General features: G+C 25.5%; 16 protein-coding genes and 2 tRNA genes. 11 read left to right on the top strand and 7 right to left on the bottom strand.

The genetic code is table 4. The annotated features are described in order from the left end of the window. Positions 1–825: 825 nt before the first annotated feature. Positions 826–3,795 carry a DEAD/DEAH box helicase gene (locus ACWXVU_RS02835; protein WP_456012152.1) on the bottom strand — a complete coding sequence of 990 codons (2,970 nt, stop codon included), beginning with the start codon at positions 3,793–3,795 and terminating at the stop codon, positions 826–828. A gap of 573 nt (positions 3,796–4,368) precedes the next feature. On the opposite strand from ACWXVU_RS02835, the gene ACWXVU_RS02830 reads away from it, so the two are divergent. Genes ACWXVU_RS02830 through ACWXVU_RS02820 form a run of 3 tightly spaced genes read left to right on the top strand, consistent with a single transcriptional unit; the run spans position 4,369 to position 8,282 of the window. After that, positions 4,369–4,725, top strand: coding sequence for a hypothetical protein (locus tag ACWXVU_RS02830; protein ID WP_456012151.1), 357 nt, complete (start codon positions 4,369–4,371; stop codon positions 4,723–4,725). Beyond that, positions 4,688–5,971 (top strand): site-specific DNA-methyltransferase, encoded by a 1,284-nt coding sequence (locus ACWXVU_RS02825; protein WP_456012150.1) that lies wholly within the window; start codon positions 4,688–4,690, stop codon positions 5,969–5,971. Before ACWXVU_RS02830 ends, ACWXVU_RS02825 begins: the two co-directional genes overlap by 38 nt. Further along, positions 5,958–8,282: a DEAD/DEAH box helicase family protein gene (locus ACWXVU_RS02820; protein WP_456012149.1), complete on the top strand. Its 2,325-nt coding sequence runs from the start codon at positions 5,958–5,960 to the stop codon at positions 8,280–8,282. The genes ACWXVU_RS02825 and ACWXVU_RS02820 overlap by 14 nt, the downstream gene beginning before the upstream one ends. Positions 8,283–8,532: 250 nt before the next feature. Here ACWXVU_RS02820 and ACWXVU_RS02815 read toward each other — a convergent pair whose 3' ends face one another. From ACWXVU_RS02815 to ACWXVU_RS02805, 3 genes are all read right to left on the bottom strand, one after another. Continuing rightward, complete coding sequence (locus ACWXVU_RS02815) at positions 8,533–9,132, bottom strand: FMN-dependent NADH-azoreductase (RefSeq protein ID WP_456012147.1); 600 nt, start codon at positions 9,130–9,132, stop codon at positions 8,533–8,535. A gap of 107 nt (positions 9,133–9,239) precedes the next feature. Then, positions 9,240–9,313: transfer RNA gene (locus tag ACWXVU_RS02810), tRNA-Gly, on the bottom strand. Between the two features lie 3 nt (positions 9,314–9,316). Then, positions 9,317–9,390, bottom strand: a tRNA-Gly gene (locus tag ACWXVU_RS02805). A 284-nt stretch (positions 9,391–9,674) separates the two neighbouring features. Here ACWXVU_RS02805 and ACWXVU_RS02800 point away from each other — a divergent pair. From ACWXVU_RS02800 to ligA, 4 genes are read left to right on the top strand one after another with little or no spacing between them, the layout of a single operon-like run. Then, positions 9,675–10,478 (top strand): energy-coupling factor transporter ATPase, encoded by an 804-nt coding sequence (locus ACWXVU_RS02800; protein WP_444705127.1) that lies wholly within the window; start codon positions 9,675–9,677, stop codon positions 10,476–10,478. After that, a complete protein-coding gene (locus ACWXVU_RS02795; RefSeq protein ID WP_455966195.1) occupies positions 10,463–11,479 on the top strand; it encodes an ATP-binding cassette domain-containing protein in 1,017 nt (338 codons plus the stop codon). The genes ACWXVU_RS02800 and ACWXVU_RS02795 overlap by 16 nt, the downstream gene beginning before the upstream one ends. Positions 11,480–11,494: 15 nt before the next feature. After that, positions 11,495–12,445, top strand: coding sequence for an energy-coupling factor transporter transmembrane component T family protein (locus tag ACWXVU_RS02790; RefSeq protein WP_456012146.1), 951 nt, complete (start codon positions 11,495–11,497; stop codon positions 12,443–12,445). Between the two features lies 1 nt (position 12,446). Further along, positions 12,447–14,453, top strand: coding sequence for an NAD-dependent DNA ligase LigA (ligA, locus tag ACWXVU_RS02785; protein ID WP_456012144.1), 2,007 nt, complete (start codon positions 12,447–12,449; stop codon positions 14,451–14,453). Here ligA and ACWXVU_RS02780 read toward each other — a convergent pair. The 3 genes from ACWXVU_RS02780 to ACWXVU_RS02770 form a co-directional block, all read right to left on the bottom strand. Beyond that, the gene (locus tag ACWXVU_RS02780; protein ID WP_456012143.1) at positions 14,439–15,794 is read right to left on the bottom strand and encodes an MAG0480 family ComEC-like protein; all 1,356 of its coding nucleotides are present in this window, start codon (positions 15,792–15,794) and stop codon (positions 14,439–14,441) included. The two genes, ligA and ACWXVU_RS02780, sit on opposite strands and share 15 nt — an antisense overlap. Continuing rightward, the gene (locus ACWXVU_RS02775) at positions 15,719–16,234 is read right to left on the bottom strand and encodes an MAG0490 family ComEA-like DNA-binding protein (RefSeq protein WP_456012141.1); all 516 of its coding nucleotides are present in this window, start codon (positions 16,232–16,234) and stop codon (positions 15,719–15,721) included. The genes ACWXVU_RS02780 and ACWXVU_RS02775 overlap by 76 nt, the downstream gene beginning before the upstream one ends. Before the next feature lie 572 nt (positions 16,235–16,806). Further along, entirely contained in the window at positions 16,807–17,541 is a 735-nt protein-coding gene (locus ACWXVU_RS02770) for a YebC/PmpR family DNA-binding transcriptional regulator (RefSeq protein WP_438340833.1), read from the bottom strand. 92 nt (positions 17,542–17,633) lie between these two features. On the opposite strand from ACWXVU_RS02770, the gene holA reads away from it, so the two are divergent. The 4 genes from holA to pgsA form a co-directional block, all read left to right on the top strand. Further along, positions 17,634–18,617, top strand: coding sequence for a DNA polymerase III subunit delta (gene holA, locus ACWXVU_RS02765; RefSeq protein ID WP_456012140.1), 984 nt, complete (start codon positions 17,634–17,636; stop codon positions 18,615–18,617). Continuing rightward, positions 18,617–20,125 (top strand): alpha-amylase family glycosyl hydrolase, encoded by a 1,509-nt coding sequence (locus ACWXVU_RS02760; RefSeq protein ID WP_456012138.1) that lies wholly within the window; start codon positions 18,617–18,619, stop codon positions 20,123–20,125. The genes holA and ACWXVU_RS02760 overlap by 1 nt, the downstream gene beginning before the upstream one ends. 63 nt (positions 20,126–20,188) lie before the next feature. Next, positions 20,189–20,710, top strand: a complete 522-nt coding sequence (locus ACWXVU_RS02755) for an MHJ_0274 family protein (protein WP_444705134.1) — start codon at positions 20,189–20,191, stop codon at positions 20,708–20,710. Then, positions 20,697–21,456, top strand: a 760-nt coding sequence (gene pgsA, locus ACWXVU_RS02750) for a CDP-diacylglycerol--glycerol-3-phosphate 3-phosphatidyltransferase (protein WP_456012137.1), incomplete at its 3' end; no start/stop codon positions are given. The genes ACWXVU_RS02755 and pgsA, both read left to right, overlap by 14 nt.

The following is a 21,456-nucleotide window of genomic DNA, read 5'->3' as shown; positions in this document are numbered from 1 at the left end:
GTGTTGCCAAAACAGGTAAAAATCCTAGAAAAAGTAATTTGCTTTTTTTCATTTTTCTCCTTATATTTAATTAAGTTTAATAAAGCAAATTTTATAGTATTTTTTTTTTTTTTTTGTTTTGGCAAAATTTCATGATTGATGCTCTAATTATGACCAAAATTTTAGACAAAGCCAAGGCATTTATAAAGGCACTTTTTACTACTTAGTATTATTCTAATTTACGACCTTGATCTAATAAAAATATATTTATTACAAAAATGTCTCTAATATAAATCAAAATTATTTAATCCATTTTTATTTTCCCAATTTTAAGATTAAAAAATCATAAATCCACCTTAAATTAAAATAGATTTATGATTTTTTATTTAATTTTTTAATTGCATTTTTTTAAATCATCATATGAATTTCAAATACTATGTTTTTAAGCAAATTATCAATTAATTTATCACCATACACTTGCTTGTATACAAATCGTTTTTATTTTCTATCGAGTCTGTTAAAGTTTTTTCTACTTTTTGGTTATTATTTTTTGTAAAAATTTTTATCTTTTCCTTTGTTGTTTCTATTACATTTAATTTAGATTTTTTGATTAGTGCTTCAACATTGCTAAAACTAAATTGATTAGTTGGGCTTTTATTAGAGGTGTTTGACTATCTTTTGTATATTTGTAAATCATTCCTTTTGGGCTCTTTATGAAAATTAAAAATAATTAGATTCTTTTTTACAATATCCTTAATATTAAAACCTAGGAAAAATATCGGTTCTTAAATAACTTGATTTGGCATTTAAAACATATATAAATAAACTTAATATTCATATATTTTTTTATTGCTCATTTACAATTTCTAGGTGTTTTAAGCAAGCTTTAATTACATCACTATTGAGTGATTCATATACTTCCTTGTCACCAATTATATAAAACTCCTCTTTTGCACGTGTTACTGCTACGTTCATAATATTTGGATTATTGCTGCCAACAGCTCATTGAGCAGAATTTATACTATCTTTATCGCAACCTAGCACTAAAAAAACAATTTTAGCTTCTTTTCCTTGGAAAGTATGTACTGTTCCTATATTCCTTTTATTAATTAAATCATTGAGATTTCTCTTAAGTTCATTTACTATTGCTTTAAAAGGAGAAATAATAAAGACATCTTTTAAATTTGCATCACGGTTTTTTATTTTAATTAAATATTTTTTTAAAACTTGACATTGTTCTTTTACATAATGTTTGTTTATGGCTTTTCCCTTAACATGAAGTCAAAATCCATTGTAGTTTTTTTGTTTACCGTTTTCTTTTCCTTGGACCATATTTCCTTCATAGGAAATTTCGTTTGAAATATCAAACATTGGACTTAGACATCTTCTATGTACTCAAAGAGGTATGCCAATCCAATCTCCGTTTTTCTTATAAAATCCATATTTGCTATGATTATCAACAATTTCTTGCACCGAGCTATTAAGACCATAAGGCAATTTATATTTTTCTTTTATTCATTTTAAAGTATTTTGGTCTAATACTGAAACTGGTTCAATTTGCGATGGATCACCAACAGCAATAATATTCTTCGTTCTAAAAATTGCACCTACCGCTGCTTGTGGAACCGCTTGGCCCGCCTCATCTATAAACAAAAATCCCATTGATTCTTTTGGAAAATTCTTGTACATTGTCCTTATGCTTGCAAAGGTTGAACTAATTGCGGGTACAGCCATATTAATTCAATTTCATGCTTCCACTAAACACTCGCATTTATCAATAGTTTTTCCTTTGATTTTATTATTTCATATTTTGACAGCGCTTTTTAAAGCCTCCCTGTTTTCATATAAAAATTGTCTTCTGACTTTTAGCGCCAAAATAAACAATTTTGATTGTTTGATTCTAAAATTCTTGTTAAATCATGGGTTACTTTTTTGAAATACATTGTTGTCATTAATTGCATTAAATTTATTAATTTTCTTATTAATAAAAAAATCTTCGATTTTATTTTTTTGATCTAGCATTCTGTTGATACTATCGATTTTTTTGCCTATGTTATTCTTTTTAGATTCGAGAGATAATAGTGAGTCGCATATTTTAATGCGTTGATTTAAATAGGAGTTTAATTTTTCATTAAATTCTTTGTATTTCTTTGTTTTAAATAATTTGCTTATTCAGCTTGGTTTTTGCAGTTTTAAATTTTCGATAGATTTGTTTATATTTTTTAATTCATTTTGGTTATTATTTATTAAGTTTATTATCTCTTTTAGGCTTTCATTAATTGCGTTTTTAATTGATTCAATATTAAGATTTCTATTTTTAAATTTATCGTCAGGTTTATCCTTCATGAGATCGTCAATTAAAGCTTGCATTTCTAATTCTATTTTAGCTAAAAGGTTTATGTGCATTTGTATATCATTTTGTGCTTTTTTAATGTCATTATATAAATTTAAAAAATCTTGATATACATTTGAATTGTTATTTTCTTGCTGGTATATTTCTTTTATGATATTTTCGACAGCTTTTATTATTTCTATAATATTCTTCTTTTTGCCGCCTTCTAATGAAAAAAGACCTCATTTTTCTTTTGTGATTTTATGCTTATTGGAAATACCTTCATTATTATTTTTTTCTTCAGTTATTGCATTAGCAGTTTTGTAAAAATAATCAGCATTCTTTATCTCATTTGCTAGATCTTTGTCAACATTTTCCAATAGAGGCAATTCGTTTACTATATTTTGCACAGCTCCATTATTTGAACTTGCTATTAAAATGCTCTTATTTGCAATTTGTGTAGGCAAAATTTTAATTTCTTTATAAAAAACATCCTTAATTATCTTTGAATCTAGCTTGCATATTTCGAGAGATTGTTGAGTAATTAGCTCAGCAAATATATCCTTTAGTAGGGTTGTTTTTCCTGTTCCTGGAGGTCCATTTACACTTTTCATTTTAATATTTTCATAGTTTTTACTTGTCGATAGATTTACTGCAATTTGTTGCATTAATGAAAGCGCATATTCTACATTGCTTGGAAATCTTGAACATGGATAATTCTTAGGATCTAAAATTTCTTTGATTTGTTTAATACCATCAGCTTGTTTATTATCTAAATTTATTTTTATTAATTCATTGCTATTTTCTTCTTTTGATGATGATAAATATTTGTCTAGATTTTGTGTTGATATTCGTTTAGCTTCTACTAAGTCATCAATAAAAAATGAATGCAATAAGGCATCATCTTCATCATCATTTACTATTTTATATCTGGAAAGATTAACATCAATATTGTAATTTTGTATTAATTTTTGAAATGCTTTATTAAAAAATGCTTTTAAATCTTCGGTTTCTTTCTTTTTAAATATATTTTCAATATCATCTGAAAGTTCATGTTCTTTTTCTTTAAATTTAGACATAGAATTAAATTCTAAATCACTCTTGGTCTCTCTAATATATGCACTTCAAGTATAGAAAGTGCATTGTTTTTCTATTTCAAGATTATTATTAAAACGTATAGCAAAACTGAATTTGTTATTTCCTATTGATTCTAATTCATCATCATTAATTTTAGTATTATGTTTTTTGTTTAGAAGATCAATTAGTTCTTTTGAATTAAATGTGTTAAAAATAAAAACTAAATATTTTTCCTTTTTTTGCTTAGTTTCTTGTTTCAAAATCGTATTAAAATAGTCATAATAATTATCGTTTTGTTTATCTAGTTTAATCTCGCAATAATCTTTTTTATTTCAATTACCTTCGCTAAGTTTTTCAATCATTATTCAATGCTCAAGAATATTTTCTTTAATGCTTTTAGGGTTCATTATATCTCCACAATGTAATCATATACAGGTTTAACTTTAATATTGTAAATATGACTCATCTAATCATAATATTTCTCATTATTTAAATAATTTAATATTATTAAATACATTATAGTTGATAAAAATGTTTTATTTAAAAAAGTAGTTATGAAGCAGTATTTATTAAATGTCAATTTATTATGATTTTTTGATGTATTGATATTTATAGTTCTTATAATTTATTAAATAAGATACCTGTAGAATAATGTCTTAATTTAAATTAAATCATGATATAAGAAAAAGTGCGTTTTTGCATAAAAACATTTCATATTGAAATTTTAAAATCTTTATATAGATTTTGCAAATATAAATATAAATAAAAAATATATATAAGAAAACATTATTTAACTTCCGTTGCATGTATTTTTATAATAAATTAGATCTAATAAGAGAAATATTATTAATTTATGAAAACAAGATTGTATAAAAAAGAACTATTGATTAAATTGTTCAATAAAAACTGTCTTTTAATCTATTTTGATTTCTCTTATTTAGTAAAATTAATTAAATATCATAAGCTATAAGGAGATATTAATGAGTTTATTAAAAAATTACATTCAGAAAATTGATGATATTTCTTCTAAAGAGTTGAATACAGATCAAAAAAGACTGGCAATAAAAATTTTAGAAAAATTTCAAGACGACGAAAAACAACTACAATATGTTTTCCAATTTGTTGCGCAAAGAATTAAAACGGGGTTTAGATTTGATGTGGCGCCCGAAAGTGATTGACAAACAGTTGCGCTATTAGAAAAAGATGAAAAACTTAGCTTTGTTTTAGACGAAAACAAAAGCAAAGATAATACATTAATCATCGGCGAAAACTATGATGCTTTAAAGAATTTGATAGTGATTGAGAGAGAGAGAGAGAGAGCTGCCTTCGCTTGATAAATATGATGTAATTTATATTGATCCTCCTTATAATACTGAATCAACTAAAAAAGATGGTAATAGTATTGCAGATAATAATGAAGATGTTAAGGCAAAAAAATTCATTTATCGTGATAAATATTCTAGAAATGGTTGACTTAATTTAATGAATGAAAGATTACAATTAGCAAAAGAGCTTCTCAAAGATGATGGAGTTATTTTTGTTTCTATCGATGATGCTGAGCAAGGCTATTTAAAAGTTTTGATGGATGAAATTTTTGGCGAAGAGAATTTTGTTTGTAATTTTATTTGGGAAAAAAATTATTCTCCAAAAAGTAATAATCATTACGTTTCTGTTAATCACGATTATATTCTGTGTTATTTAAAAAATAAGCAAATAGTAACTAAATTTAATCGTTTAGAACGCAATGAAAAAAATAATAAAATGTATAAATTTAGTGATGAAAAAGGAAGATATAAAATAGCTGATTTAACAAGAAATTCTAATAATAAATTTGACATTGTCTGAAATAAAAAAGTTTATAAGTGCCCGGAAAATTCTGGGTGATTATTTTCAGAAAAAAAGATTTATGAATTGATAAGAGAAAATAAGATATACCTGCCAGATGATGTCACGAAAAGGCCAGGTTTAAAAAGATATTTATCTGATGTTAGAGATATTATATCTAAGACAATTTTGGGGTATGAAATTGTAGGACATACACAGGATTCAAAAAATGAAATAAGAGATATCCTATATAAAAATGCTTTTGAAACACCTAAACCTATAAAATTAATAAAATATTTGATTAGACTTCATAGTGATAAAAAAAATATTCGTGTCCTTGACTTCTTTGCCGGATCTGGTACCACAGCTCATGCGGTTTTAGAATTAAATCGCGAAGATGGTGGCAATAGAACCTTCACTCTTGTTACAAACAATGAAAATAACATTGGTATAGACGTAAACTATGAAAGACTTTATAGAATAAATCACGGCGTTGGTACTAAAAATGAAGCCTTTGAATGAACAAAGAAAAATGAACCATATAAAGCAAATTTAAATGTCTTTAACATCAAATACTATGACATAAGTCCAACAAACAAAGATATTGAAATTGAAGACTTAACCAATAAATTAATTAATGTCTTAAAAGAGTTTGGAATAACTTCAATAGATAAAAACAATCAACAACAATATATTAATCTATTAAATGATTTATCATCTTTAAGACCGGAGAAAAGAGAAGATAATGAATCTAACTAATTCTCAAGAAAAGGTTATTAATGCTTTAATTAATAAAACCATAAATAGTTTAGAAGAAAACAAGCAAAATTCTGTTTATTTTAAAGCCCCAACCGGGTCTGGTAAAACATTTATGATGATTAACTATATTGATAAATTAATCGAATGAAATAAGTTTAATTTTAATCAAAATTTAGTTTTTGTTATTGCAACATTATCGAGTGCGGAGTTGCCAAAACAAATGGAAGAAAACTTCAATGAGTATAAACAATATTTAATAAATAACGATTTAAAAATTACAAGAATTGAAAGCCCTTCAAATATTAATAAAAACTCTAAAGTAGAAAAAAATTATCAGTTTTTTGCTAAACCAAATAATGTTTATATTATGGGCGGAGCATCATTTAAAGCTAATGCAATTTTAAGAGAGCAACATGCTATTGAGGCTTTTTTAGATGAAATAAAGCTGAATGACTATAAATTAATTTATATTCGTGATGAAGCTCACATTGGTGCAGATACTTCTAAAAATAAAAAAGATGAAATTTCATTTGAACAAAATATGCAATCAATGGCTGATTTTGTTATAAAAATGACAGCTACTCCAACTGATTTAAGTTTAGATCTTATTGAGCTTAGCGAAAAAGATCTATTTAGCGACAAAATCAGATTATTAAAAAGCGAAAAAATCTTTAATGAAGGTATTGAAAATAATGAGGACATTGCTTATATTGATAATGATGTTATTTTAGAACAAGCCTGTTTAAAATTCAAAGACATAAAAAAACAATATAACGATGATAAAAATGAACCGGGCTTAGTGGGCATTAATGCCGCCATGTTAATTCAAGTTGATAACACTAGTAAAGATCCTGAAAAAGAAAAAATATTCAATGAAACCATTGATTTAATAATAAAGAAATTAGAGAAACATTCTTTATCCTGAGTAAAGTATTTTGATCAAAATGATAAAGAATCAAGTCTAAGACAAAAAGATAATTTTTCACTTAGAGATATATCTAAATATAACTCAGATACTGATGTGATAATTTTCAAAGTAGGACCAGCAACAGGCTGAAATATACCGAGAGCATGTATGCTAGTTCAACTTAGAAATGTTTCTTCAAAAACATTAAGCGCCCAAACTATCGGAAGAATAAAGAGAAATCCAAACCCCTCTTATGATTTTAGAATTAATTCAATTGCTAATAAATACTACATTTATAGCAATGTTGATAGAGATATAAATGACCAAAAAAGACTAATTTTGAAGCCTGAATTTGAAAAAGAAAAATTTATATACGGATCTCTTATAAACAGTAAATCTAATACTATTTTTAACTTAGAATCTTATGAAAGAAAAATTATTGAGCTATTAAATGGTTATTCATTTAATAGTTTTGAATCAAAATACCTTGCCTACCTAAAAGAGTTTTCTCAAAATAAATTTATAATTGCAAATCAAAAAAATTATGGCAATAAAATTGAAATAACCTCAAAGATACAAAATAAGATTCAGATGGAAATGTTTAATTTAAAAACAATTAAGGCCAATAAAGCATTATTTACGGATAATATAATAAACAAGATAAACTCAATTTATGAAACAAAAATTAAACATATAATGGGCAAAACATTTTTCTGATTTTTAATAGTTAAACATGAAATTAATATTTTTAACGATATTTACAAAATGCATATTGAAAAACAGTTAGAAAACAAAGAAATAAAATATGTCTTAAATACTTCAAAATCACTGCCAAACTATTTAATTGAAGTTAAAAGTGATTATATTAAAAAAACAGATAATAAATTTGCTTATCAAGAAATTAATAAAAATTTTGCAAACATTAATTTACAATCAAAAGCCGAAGAAGCATTTGTAAACGAATTAGAAAAATATATACCAATTTTCCCTAAAATAAAAATTTGAACAAAAAATCCAGTCCATAGTGGAATTAATTTTGAATATATCAATAATTTAGACACGAGTAATAGCTATCCAGATTTTGTTATCGTACACGAAAATCATTATATTTATTTAGAAATTAAAACATACAAAAACGACATAGATAAAGAAAAAACTAAAAAGCTAATTGAAGAATATAGAAAATATATTGAAAATAATAGTAATTTAGATTTTAGACTTACACTAGCTGTTATATTTGCTGATATTAAAGGAAATAATTATTACGCAACTGGCGCAAGTACAATAAAAAATCTCAACGACCTGTTTTTAAAACAAAATAATAATTGAGATGAAAATGGGCATTTTTTCATAAAGGATGTAAGCGTACAATTTTTGCAATTATTAACAGAAGACAAAGAATAATAAAAGTTTCATAAAAAATATTTGCTTTAGCTAATTTCTTATTATTTTGCAATAAATTATTAATATTTTTTGTTTTTGATAATTTAGATAAAATATAAATATAAGCTGTGTTGGAGAATTATTGTTCAAAATAACATAATTTTGCAAAAAATGATGATCTAATTTTTTACCAAAAATTTGGGCTTAAAATAAAAATAAAAAACCAAGCTTTCTCATTATTTTAGAGCTTGGTTTTTAAAATTTTAAATTATTAAAAGTTCATAACCCTTTCTTTAATTTTGTTAATTTTATTTTTAATAATTTCCTCAATTGAATAAGAATTAAATGGTTCTACTTTTGTTGCGTCAATTAAAAGGGTTTCACTAACCTCTGCACCCAAGAAATTTCAGATGCCCTCTAGGTAAGAAATGTGACTTGCTCAAGGATATCAATCACATGGAGCTCCCTGAGAAGCAATTATTTGTACCTTTAAATTAGATAGCAAACCTATTGAGCTACCTTTTTTAGCGTATTTATAAGAAAATGTCTTATTAGCAACACAAATTCGGTCAATAAAATTTTTTAACACTGCCGGAACATTAAAATTTATCATTGGGGCTGAAATAATTAATTTGTTGGTTTTTTTTAAAATATCAATATATTTGCCTGATAATTCATCATTAAAAAAATCAGAAAAATTATTTGAGTTCATTGGATGTGTTGCCATTTCAAGTTCGTTTAAATCTAACTCCACAATTTCATCATTTTTGTTAATTTTTTTATATTCCTCAACAAAGTTCTTAGTAATAGCACTTGAAACAGACTTCTCTTTTGATATAGGCGAAGAATATAAAACTAATACATTAGCCATAAAACTCCTTTATTATTTATTTTTTAATATTATATAAGTTTTAATTGCCTTATTTTGAATAAATTTAGTTAAATCAAAAAAACTTGGTTTCCCAAGTTTTTTTGAAATGGTGCGGATGAAGGGAATCGGACCCTCGTATTCAGATTGGCAACCTGATGTTCTACCATTGAACTACATCCGCAACTGGTGCAAGTGATGGGAATCGAACCCACGTAGTTAGCTTGGAAGGCTAAAGTTCTACCATTAAACTACACTCGCAATTAGCGTTATATATTATAAACCATAATTTTTGTTTTATCTAAAAATATTTTTTAATTTGTTTGTTTTCAGCCAAACTATATTTTAAAAAAAGCAGAATATTTATAAAAAACTATTAGTTATAAGAAACTACGACACTTGGGTTTTTGCATTAAAAGAAGTTAAATAATATGTTTATAGTTGTTGATTTATATAGTTTTTTTATATATTTTATTGTTTACAATAAAATGGCAATTTAAGCATTTTTGAAAAATAAAATTAATATTATATTTATAATTATCACTATGATTGAAATTAAAAAACTTTGTTATAAATATCCTGGTGCTAAAAAATATGCCTTAGATAATATTAATTTTACAATTGAAGATGGGCAATATGTTGCCATTTTGGGACATAATGGTTCAGGAAAGAGCACTTTTTCAAAACTACTTGCCGCAATTTACAAAGCTTCATCTGGGAAAATTATTATTGATGGTCTAGAAATAAATTCTGAAAATTTGGCTGAAATTAGAAAAAAAATTGGTATTGTTTATCAAAATCCAGATAATCAATTTATAGGTGCTACTGTTGAAGACGATATTGCTTTTGGCTTAGAAAATAAAAAAATGTCATATGATGAGATGAACGTAATTGTAAGAAAATATGCCAATGAAGTAGGAATGGGCAATTTTTTAGATAGGGAACCTCAAAATTTATCGGGAGGTCAAAAGCAAAGAGTAGCCATTGCTTCTACTCTTGCATTAGATCCTAAAATTATTATTTTTGATGAAATAACTTCAATGTTAGACCCTCGAGGCCGCAATGACATTTACAAAATAATTCATGATCTGCATTCCAACACCAATAAAACTTTAATTTCGATCACTCATGATATGGATGAAGCTTTGTTAGCTGATAAGTTAATTGTCTTTTCAGGTGGCCATGTGATAGCTCAAGGAAAACCTATTGAAATTTTAAATAACAAACAAATAATTGAAATTGCAAAAATAGATTCACCTTTTATATACAAACTTAGTGAAATGATTCACGGAATTGAGCCAACATATGACGATAAAAAATTATTGGAGACATTATGCAAATTAAAGTAGACAATATTTCAAAGGAATATAACAAAAAGCTTCCTACATATATTAAGGTGCTAGATGGTGTATCAGTGGAAATTAATGAATCAGAAGCAATTTCAATTATTGGACCAACTGGCTCTGGTAAAACTACATTAATAGAGCATCTTAATGCATTAATATTACCCGATGAAGGTTTACTGCATTTTAGTGATGTCCCTTTGTTTAAGAAAGCCAAAAAGCCATCTAAACCAAAAAAACAAAGTGATGATAATGATGAAACATACCAAGCTAAATTAAATGAATATATAAAGAATTTAGAGAAGTTTCAAAAAACTAAAAAAAGTGATCGTGTTGAAATAGTATATACTGATATTGATATTATCAAAAGTAAAAGAAAAATCAAAAATGTTAAAGCATTAAGAAAGCAAGTTGGAGTTGTATTTCAATTTGCTGAATATCAATTATTTGAATCTACTATTGAAAAAGACATTATTTTTGGGCCTGTTTCAATGGGTATTAAAAAAGACAAAGCTAAGGAATTAGCGGCTAAATATATTGAGATGGTCGGTTTACCAATTGATTATCTTAAAAGAAGCCCCTTTGATTTATCAGGAGGGCAAAAAAGAAGAGTTGCTTTAGCAGGTATTCTTGCTATGGAACCAAGATTTCTTGTTTTAGATGAACCTACTGCTGGTTTGGACCCGCAGGGTGTTGAAGAAATGCTCCAGCTGTTTTATAATTTATATAAGCAAGGCACAACTATTATTATTGTTACACACGATTTAGATAATGCTCTTAAATGAACAAATAGAACCTTATTTGTTAAGGATGGGAAGATTATTAAAGACGGTAATACTTATGATATTCTAAGTGATAATAAACTATTATTAGATAATAATTTAATTCCCACAAAATTGTTGTCATATGTAGAAAGGCTAAATAATGCTGGTTTTAATATTGGAAAAGTAACAAATATTGAAGAATTGGCTGATAAAATAAATAACATAATTAAGTGAAAAAAATAAAAAGGAGCTATAAATATGGATAAAACAATTATTGGCAAATATCTCAATATACAGACGCCAATTCATAGACTTGATCCCCGACTGAAATTTTTAGCTAACATACTATTTATAATTTTGTTTTTTATTTCTGAACATTATATTACATTATCGATTTTAGTAATTATTAGTATGGTTTTATATGGTATTTCTACTAAATCAGTAATTTCTATTTTTAAAAAAATTAAGTTTCCTATCTATATTGCTATTTTTCTCCTGATCATTAATATGCTAACTGTTAAGGGTGCGGTAATGTATTACGAAATTGATAAATATGTTCCTCTTTCAACAGAAACAAATGCTGACGCTTTTGTGATTTATCGCGGTAAATTAATAGTTAATGTAGTATATTTTGCTCCTAACAACGATGTTAATTCGATATTTCAATTGTCATTATTCTCAATTCATCGAACTTTTACAATACTTTTGAGAATTTATGGCGTTGTATTAATAACAACAATTTTGACAGTAACAACAAAACCTGTTTTATTAACGAGAGCAATCAATGATCTGCTATATCCGTTAAAAATATTTAGAGTACCGACTGAAATAATAACGATGATTATATCCATTGCCTTAAGATTTATTCCTACTTTGTTAGAAGAATCAGGAAGAATTATGAAGGCGCAATCAAGCCGAGGAGTAGATTTTAAAAATGGTAATTTTAAGGATAAAATAAAATCTTTCATTGTCCTAATGGTCCCACTTTTTGTTTCATCCTTTAATAAGGCTAATGATTTAGCTGATGCTATGACTTCAAGAGGATATGAACCATATGCAAAAAGAACCTATTATCGTCAATTAGTTCCTAATTGAAGAGATTTGATTGCTACGCTAATATTAATGACTCTAACTGCATTGGTTGTAATATGTGCTATAGACCATATTGCTTTACCATCATGGTGAATTGCTTCATTTCAAAAGGTTTAATATGAATGAAAAAGATTTTGAAACAAGAAAAAAAATACTAGAATTACAACAAAAAATAAGTCAATGAGATAAATATTATTATGATTTTGATAAACCGTTAGTTTCTGATGAAATTTATGATATTGAATTTAATCAATTAAAAAGATTGGAATTGCAATATAAACATCTTTTTTTAAAAGAAGAATTAGAACAGTCACCAACCAATAAAATTAATGCTAATGTATCTAAAAATTTTGCTAAGGTTAAGCATGATAAATCAATGCTTTCTTTAAATAAGGCATATACCATTGCAGAAATCCAAAAATTTATTGATAATATTAAAAAGGTAACCTCGCATTTTTCTTTTTTTATCGAACCAAAAATTGACGGGCTCTCAATTTCTATTAAATATAATCAAGGCAAGTTAATGCAAGCAGTAACGAGGGGCAATGGGTTAATTGGCGAAGATGTTACCAATAATGTTTTGCAAATAGATAATATTCCAAAAATAATTAATTATAAAAAGCCCCTTGAGGTTAGAGGTGAAATTTTTCTTCCTATTGATGAGTTTAAGAAAATAAACGAAAAATTGCTTAGTGAAAATAAAACGGCTATGGCTAATCCACGCAATGTTGCTGCTGGTACTTTACGCCAATTGGACCCACAAATTGTAAAAGAAAGAAATCTTTCATCATTCTTATATTATGTTGTTGCACCGGAAAAACATAATATTCAAACTATGTATGAATCATTTGAATTTTTAAAAAAGTTGGGTTTTTGTGTTACAGAGCAATCAATCCTTGTTTCTTCTATTAAAGAAATAGAACAATTTATTGAGGAATTCAAGACTAAAAAGTTATTATTTAACTATGAAACTGATGGCATAGTCATAAAACTTAATGAGCTCAAATTTTATGATAAATTAGGTGAAACAGCAAAATTCCCTCATTCAGCAATTGCTTTTAAATATGAGCCCGATGTTGTTTCTACCATATTAAAAGATATTTTTATTACTGTTGGTCGGACTGGCTTAGTTACATATAACGCTTTATTGCAAGAAGTTGAATTGTCAGGAACAAAAGTATGTTTTGCAACGCTTAATAATTATGAATTTATTAAAAATCTAGATATAAATATTGGTGATGAAATATACATAAAAAAATCTGGTGAGATTATTCCATGCGTTATAGGTTTGGCTAATAAACATAATTTAGAGAAGCTAGAGCCATTTAAGGTATGCCCATATTGTAATAACGTTTTGTTATTTAATGAAACAGGATTGGAACAATATTGTTTAAATCAAGATTGCCAAGAAATAAAAGTTAGAAAACTTATTCATTTTGCTTCAAAAGAGGCGCTTGATATTAATTCACTTGGTGAAAAAAATATCATATATTTTTACCAAAATGGTTTTATAAATAATATATTGGATATCTTTAATCTTCATAAACATCGTGATGAATTAATTAAATTGGAAAGATTTGGATATTTGTCAATAAACAAAATTTTAAAATCAATTGAGGATATTAAAACTAAACCACTTGAAAATTTGATATTTGGTTTATCAATCCCATTAGTCGGAAAAAGAACTGCGAATATTATTGCTTCAAAAATTCTAAAACTCGAAAATGCCTTAAATTTTAATTTTGAAGTGTTTAGAGATTTTTATGATTTTGGTGATAAGATTACTAAACAATTAATAGAATGATTCTCCAATGAAGAAAACATAAGTTTAATTAAAAAATTAATTGAACATGGTATAAATCCATCATATGAACAAAAAGTAATAACCAATATCCTAAATAATAAATCTTTTGTTATAACAGGCAAGCTTACAAAACCTAGAAGTTATTTTGAAAAACTTATTGTGGAAAACGGTGGCGAGGTACTTTCATCTATTTCCGCTAATATAGCCTACCTATTAATTGGCGAAAAGGCAGGAAGCAAGCTATCCAAGGCGCAAAAACTTGGTATAACAATAATTAATGAAGATGATTTAAAATTAATGCTAAATTTATCAAACTCCTAACCTTAGTTGGCTATGGAGTTTTATTTTATAAGCCTTTAATAAGGCTATACTAAATATAAAGCACATTAATCATGATGTATCAAATTTTATGATTATGTTTGATTCACTAATTATGTCAATGAACGCATCAAATCAAAGGATGGTATTTTCAATAATGATATTTATCCTAAAAAATAGAAGTGTAATAATGTAGTTTAAGGAAATAATTGGAATAAACAGAAGTTGAATAAAAAAAGAAAAAATATTATAGTTTTTATTAAAAGTGTGAATTATTAAAGTGGAATAAATATGGGCAATTAAAAATACCGCAATTGTTTTGACAAAATATCCTTGTTTTGTTAAAACAAAAATTGTAATAAATATGGATAGTGTAATCAAAAATGATAAAATGAAAGAGTATGAAAACATTATAAATGGATTGTAAAAAACCATTATTAAACCCGTTATTGCCAATAGTGCAATATTGTTTATTTTTTTGTTAAAAATAATTTTATTTAGATATGCTAATATTAAAAAGATTAAAGACCTTGTTGCACTTACATGAAATTCGATTGATATTAAATAAATAATCAATAGAGGAATAGCGATAAAATCTTCAATAAAATAGCCATTTTTAATTCTTCTAATTATTTTGGATATAAATAGATAAATTAAATTAAAATGAAATCCGCTAATAGTGAAAAAGTGAATAATATTAAGATCACTAAGCTTTTTATATATGTTATTAGCTTGATTATAATTGTTGAAAATGATGATATTAAGATAATCTATAACTGTGTGGTTTTTTGTGTTAAAAATTGATAATTTTTCATTTTTTTTAATAAATTCAATATTTGAATTAGTGAGATTAAAAAATAGCCTATTTGCAACTTCAAACGAGCTTAAATTCTTATTTAAAATAAGTGTTCCTTTGATATGAAATGTATACTCATAGTTGTTCATAAAAGCAATATCTATAATGCTTTTGGTCTTAAAAACTTTAAAATAAGCATCCTTATATTTGAATATTAGATAGGCTTTATATTCTCTAATCATATTTAAATCATTATCTAATTTTATCCCGTCAATTTTTGCAAAAATTGACTGGTAAACTACATAGCTTAAAAAAATAATTGAGCTAAAAATGAAAAATGTAATTCAAAATTTAATATTAAAAAAATTGAAAATGCAAATCATTATTAAAGCTAGTGAAATTAAAATAATTTCAATTCTCAATATTAGTATAAATATTAAAAAAGAACTGATGGACGATATTAATAGAATATCTATATATCTATATTTTCTGTTAATATTTGATAAGTTTTTTCACCAATGCCTGGTAGTTGTAATAAATCATCTCAATTCTTAACATTCCTTTCTTTAATATATTCAAAAACTTTTTTTGCAATGTTTGTTTTAATTCCTAAATTTATTAAAATTTGCAAATCATTGATATCTGTTATCTTTAATTTTTTATTTTTAGTAAAGGGAATAAAAACTCTTTCATTGTTTTTTAACAACTGTGATTTATTTATCTTTTGTAAATCTGCACCGCTTTTTAAAATACTTTCTCTTATTAAATCAAAATAATTTGCTCCATCCTTTAAAGTATATTCACCCGGATATTCCACTGCACCTTCAATAAAAACAGTTATATAATTACTTTTAAAAGAATATTTGTTATGATGTCATTTATCTATAATTTCTGTTTTAACTACAACGCCACTAATAAGTACAACTGATGAAATAATAAAAAATGAGGCAGTTAGAATAAATTTCTTTTTGTTTATTTTTAATTTCATAAATCAAATTTTTAATAATACACAAATGTTTTTATCTAATATGAGAAAAAATAAAGAAAGTATTAAGAAAATAAATCAAATCCCATAATAAACAAGCAATATTTAAATAAAATAAATTTTGACATCTCGAATATTTTTTTTCTCTTTAAATCATGTCTTTGAATTTCTTTTTTTAAAAATGAATTTAAAATAAAAATCTAAAATTTGTTTTTTATTTTTCTAAAAATAAAGTTTTGGAAATAAACGGAAACATAATTAATAGCTTAGATAATAGAGAGAGAAGATATTTTTTCAATATTGAAATCCGAAATTTTTTTAAGTTTCAACAAAGGATGTCTGAAAAATGATTTTTTAACGATTTATCAAGAAAATCAAGGAGTTTGTAAATTAATATAATAACGAAGGAATTGCATTATAAAAAATGCCCATATTAAGATTTTGTCAAGTCAAATTCTTAATATGAGCTAAACTGTCTGAAAAAATTTTACAAGTTTATTTTGCGTATTTTTAAAACCTTTCTCTTGGTCTGAAAAAGGTTTTAAATATTAATAATTATTAAGTAGAACTAATTTTTATTCAATAGTTGTTGCATTATGTCAAACTTCCTGAACATCTTCATCATCTTCAAGTAAGTCGACGAATTTTTCGAGTTGCCCCATTTTTTCTTCATCGATTTCAACCTCGCTATTTGGAATATATGTAACTTCAGCAGTTGAATAGTTATCAATTTTCAGAATCTCATCAAGAGATTGTTTGACTTTTTGAAAATCTGATGGATGGGTAATAATAACATATAAGTCATCTTCAACCTTAAAATCTTCGGCGCCGGCTTCCAAAACGGTAGTCATTACTTCTTCTTCAGAAGCTAATGAAATTGGAAATTCAATTAATCCTTTTTGGTCAAAAACATACGGAACAGTACCTTGTTTTCCTAGCTGTCCATTATATTTATTAAAATAGTGTTTAATGTTAGATGATAAACGGTTAAAGTTGTCGCTCAAACAACTTACTACAAAATTTATACCACCAAAGGCTGTTCCTGAATATAGATATCCTTGAAAGTTAGCGCCTTCCTTTGAACCACCTGAAACTTTCGAGATTGCTTTTTCAATATTTGCTTTGGGCATCGATTTTGCCTTTGCCTTAGCAATTGCTAATTTTAGTGCTGGATTTGAATCTGGATCTGGGCCACCAATTGTTGCTGCTACAATAATTTCTTTAGAAAATTTTTGAAACATTTGTGCTCTCTTTGAATCCATTGCAGCTTTATGATGTTTGGTAGTTGCTCATTTTGAATGTCCTGACATTTCTTTAATGCTCCAATCTTAAATAAATAAATTGTAAATAATATTAGTTTATTATACCAAAAAATGTCCTTATTATAATATAATAAATTAGTATGTACCTAATTAAAGGCAATGAAAATTTTTTGATAAATAAAAAAATTAATGAAATAATAAACAAAGAAAAAACTATTGAAGCAGGTGATATCGAGATAGTTAAATTTTATGATTTTTTTACATTAGAAGAATTATCAGATGCATTAAATAACAATTCCCTTTTTTTAAATAAAAAAATCATTTTATTTAAAAATCCCTTTATATTTAATATAAAAAATAAATATGTTAATGGTTCGTGTATTGATGAGTTTATAAAAATAATTAATGCATCACTAAGTGATGCTAATCTAATTCTTATTTTTACACAGGAAATAAATAAGTATGATAAATCTTTTTTAGCATCAAGAGCTTTTGCATTTATAAATGATAATAGCACTACTATTAATATCGAAAAAATTAGCGATAAGGAATTATTTTCTTTTGTTTATAAAATGATTAAAACAAAAGGCGGAACAATCAAGGATAAGGTCCTTATTGATTTGCTATCAATGTTACCGCATAATCTAGAAATAATAGAATCAGAAATTGATAAATTGCTATTAATAAATAAAGATATAAGCGAAAAAATGATTAATGATAATAATTATGCAGTATCTAATAATATCGATTTTGCCCTAAGCGAGGCAATGTTAAAATGTCAAGACACAAAAACTATTATAAAAAAGATAAACGAACAGATTAGCTACGGGATTGAGCACAATTATGTGATATCGCAAATATCAGCGATATTGCTTAATGCAAAAACAATTGGAATATTAAAATCAATAAAATTAACTAATGATGAAATAGCAAAAATGCTTAATATTCATATATATCGTGTCAAACTTCACTATGACTTTTTTAATAGAATTGACATTAACACATTAAATCAGTTAATCATTGATTTAGCAAATATTGATCTAGATTTTAAAAAAGGCAACATTTTACCAGATACGCTTATTGATTTATTGAGTATAAAATTATTGAGATTAAGGATTTATTAATGGTTAATTTAGGTAAAAAAATCATCTTATATGAGCTAAAAGTTGAAAATTTTGTTGATACCAATGGAAGCAATTTTGGTGATTTTAAAGGGGTTATGAGTAAATTGGAGTATTTCAAAAATTTAAGTGTTAATGTTATATGTTTTGAAGATATTCTCAAACTATATGAAAATAGATTTGATCTTGGACTAATAAAAAAAAGGTATGGTTCAATTAAAGATTTTGCAAAGCTTGTTGAAACATTTAAAAATAATCAAATTGAAGTAGCTCCAATTATAAATTTAAAAGAAGTAAGACAAGCTTTTGTTAACTGAAATAATATGATGAGTTTATATAATTTGAATTATTATGAGTCAAATAGATACTTAACGAAATTAGATACATATTTAATTAATAAAGAATTTGAAAAAACATCATTATATGAGTTATCTGATTTTATTAAATATTTTGAATCAGTTTTAGGTTTCTACTTGCAACTTAATGTATCAACTGTTATACTTGATAATTTTGAATTTCTTGCTTTTGAAGGCTTAAAGGAGGAAGAAAAATTAAAATTTATTAATGATTTATATAAGATTATCAAGCGTAAAAATAGCAATATTAATGTAATTTTTAAAACTAGTAATAATAACTTCAATCTATATAAAAAGATGCTAATGGTCGACAATAAATGCCTAGATTATTTGTATTTAACTTGAATGTCTGTTATTGGCAATAATGATGCATTAAAAAAACATTTCAAGAATAAAATGAGTTTTAAATCCTTATATAGATTTGTAGCTAATTTTAAAAATCATTCAAATGTGATATTATCATTCGGCTCTGATTTATCAGGTCGTTTCTTTTCTAAATGAGCTAATGAAAAGGCTTACCTAAATGAATCAACAAAAAGTTTCTTTGTATTTTTATATAGTGGCAATCATTCAATAGGTTTTTATTATGGCGATGAAATAGGTGCCTTGCGCGCTAAATTCAACCAACGTTTCACATTTAACAATGAAGATTATAATGAGGAAAAAAGATTTCTCCAATATAAAAATATAAGTTTAAATGAATATCATAAATATAATTGTTATTTCAATAAATGATCGTCTTATATTCAAATGCCTTGAAATGGACAAAAAATAAAAAGCAATGAAAATACTAATATTTTTTACCCAATTAATTTAGAAAGTAACAATGTCGAGGAACAAATCATTAATAAAGATAGCACAATAAACTTTGTTTATTTCTTGAATAAACTCTCTTTAAATTCCAAATTTTCTTCTTATTTCATAAAGGGTGCATGAAATATTAAACAAAGTCATGGTATATTTAAATTTAGCAAAAAACTTAACGAACAGAGGATGGTATTGATTACAAATTTGACATCAAAGCATCAGAAGATAACTCCGCTTTATGGTTATAAAATTTTAGCAAGTTCATATGCTAATAAATTCTACTCAGAAATTCCAAAAGAACTCAACCCTTTTGAAGCTTTGATTTTATATAAGACAAAAAACAATTAACATTGTTTTGTAGTTTGGATGATATTAATATATAATTTTTAAAATATAATTAAGGAGAAAAATATGGGTAATGGACAAACTATTGTGTATGTCTTGCTCGCAATTGTTTTAGTACTTATAATTGCTTATATCGCTTGAAAAGTTACGAAAAATAAAAGAGCAAAAAGAAAAGCAGCAAAATTAGAATATAAAAAGAATGCTGAAACTTTGGCGTTATATTATGAATATATTATGACTTATAAATATGTCATTGATTTTAGTATGAAACAGTTAGAAAAATTTGGCACAAATGAATCCCAATTTAAAATGGGGCAAATTAAAAACGGTGTAAAAAAATTGCTAACCAAATTAATTAATAGAGAGGATTTTGCATATTCTTTCCAAAACGATGAGAAGTATACTCTATTTGTAGAACACGCTGAAAAATTAACAATAACTCAACCAAATTTGTGAACTAAAAAAATTAATGATACATTAGATTTTTTTGAAACTCAGTATATTGGCATTCCAGAAGATAAGAAAAATATAGCATTAGAAGAAAAGACAATTAATGCTATTGAGAGTCAATTTTATGAAGAAGATTAAAGATATTAAAAAAAGCAAAAATAATAGCCCACACATAAAAAAATTTGGTATTGCAAATTGACTAACAGTGTTGAGGATAATATTAATGATTCCTTTTATATTTTTAATGTCGTCCGCTTTCTTTTTAATTATTAAACACAATGGAACATTTTGATATGATGGAATTAAAATTGTTGGTAATCAAAAATACTCGATAACTTTATCAATCATATATTGATTAAATGTCTCAATATTTATTATAGCAATGGTGACTGACTTTATTGACGGACATATAGCCCGAAAAACAAAAACTATTTCACAATTTGGTAAGATTTTTGATCCAATTGCAGATAAGATTGCGACAATAATGATGTTGTTATTTATATCAATAATGAACTACTCGTTCCTGCCAATTGTTGTTTTGTTTATCATCCGTGATATTTTGGTTGATGGTGCGAGAGTTTATGCCGTAAAGAAGGATATTAAAGTAGCAGCAAATTGGTGAGGTAAGATTAAAACCATTATTGTCTCACTTGCAATTATTACAATAGCATTTAGTGCACCATGATTTACTAATTTTGATAATGATTTAGGTAAATATGTTTCAAATGATAAATATATTCTTTATGTTAATATCCCTTTAATTGTTGGTCTTATTTTGTCATGAATTAGCGGCATTATATATTTAGTTAAGTATTTGAAGGGAATAACCAAGCAATATCTTGAAGACATTTCGAAAAAAAATAATGACGATATCAAAAATCCTG

This window comes from Mycoplasma sp. 2575, from assembly GCF_053851635.1.
The sequence above is the reverse complement of the archived record's forward strand: the minus strand, read 5'-3'. Positions and strand labels throughout refer to the sequence as shown.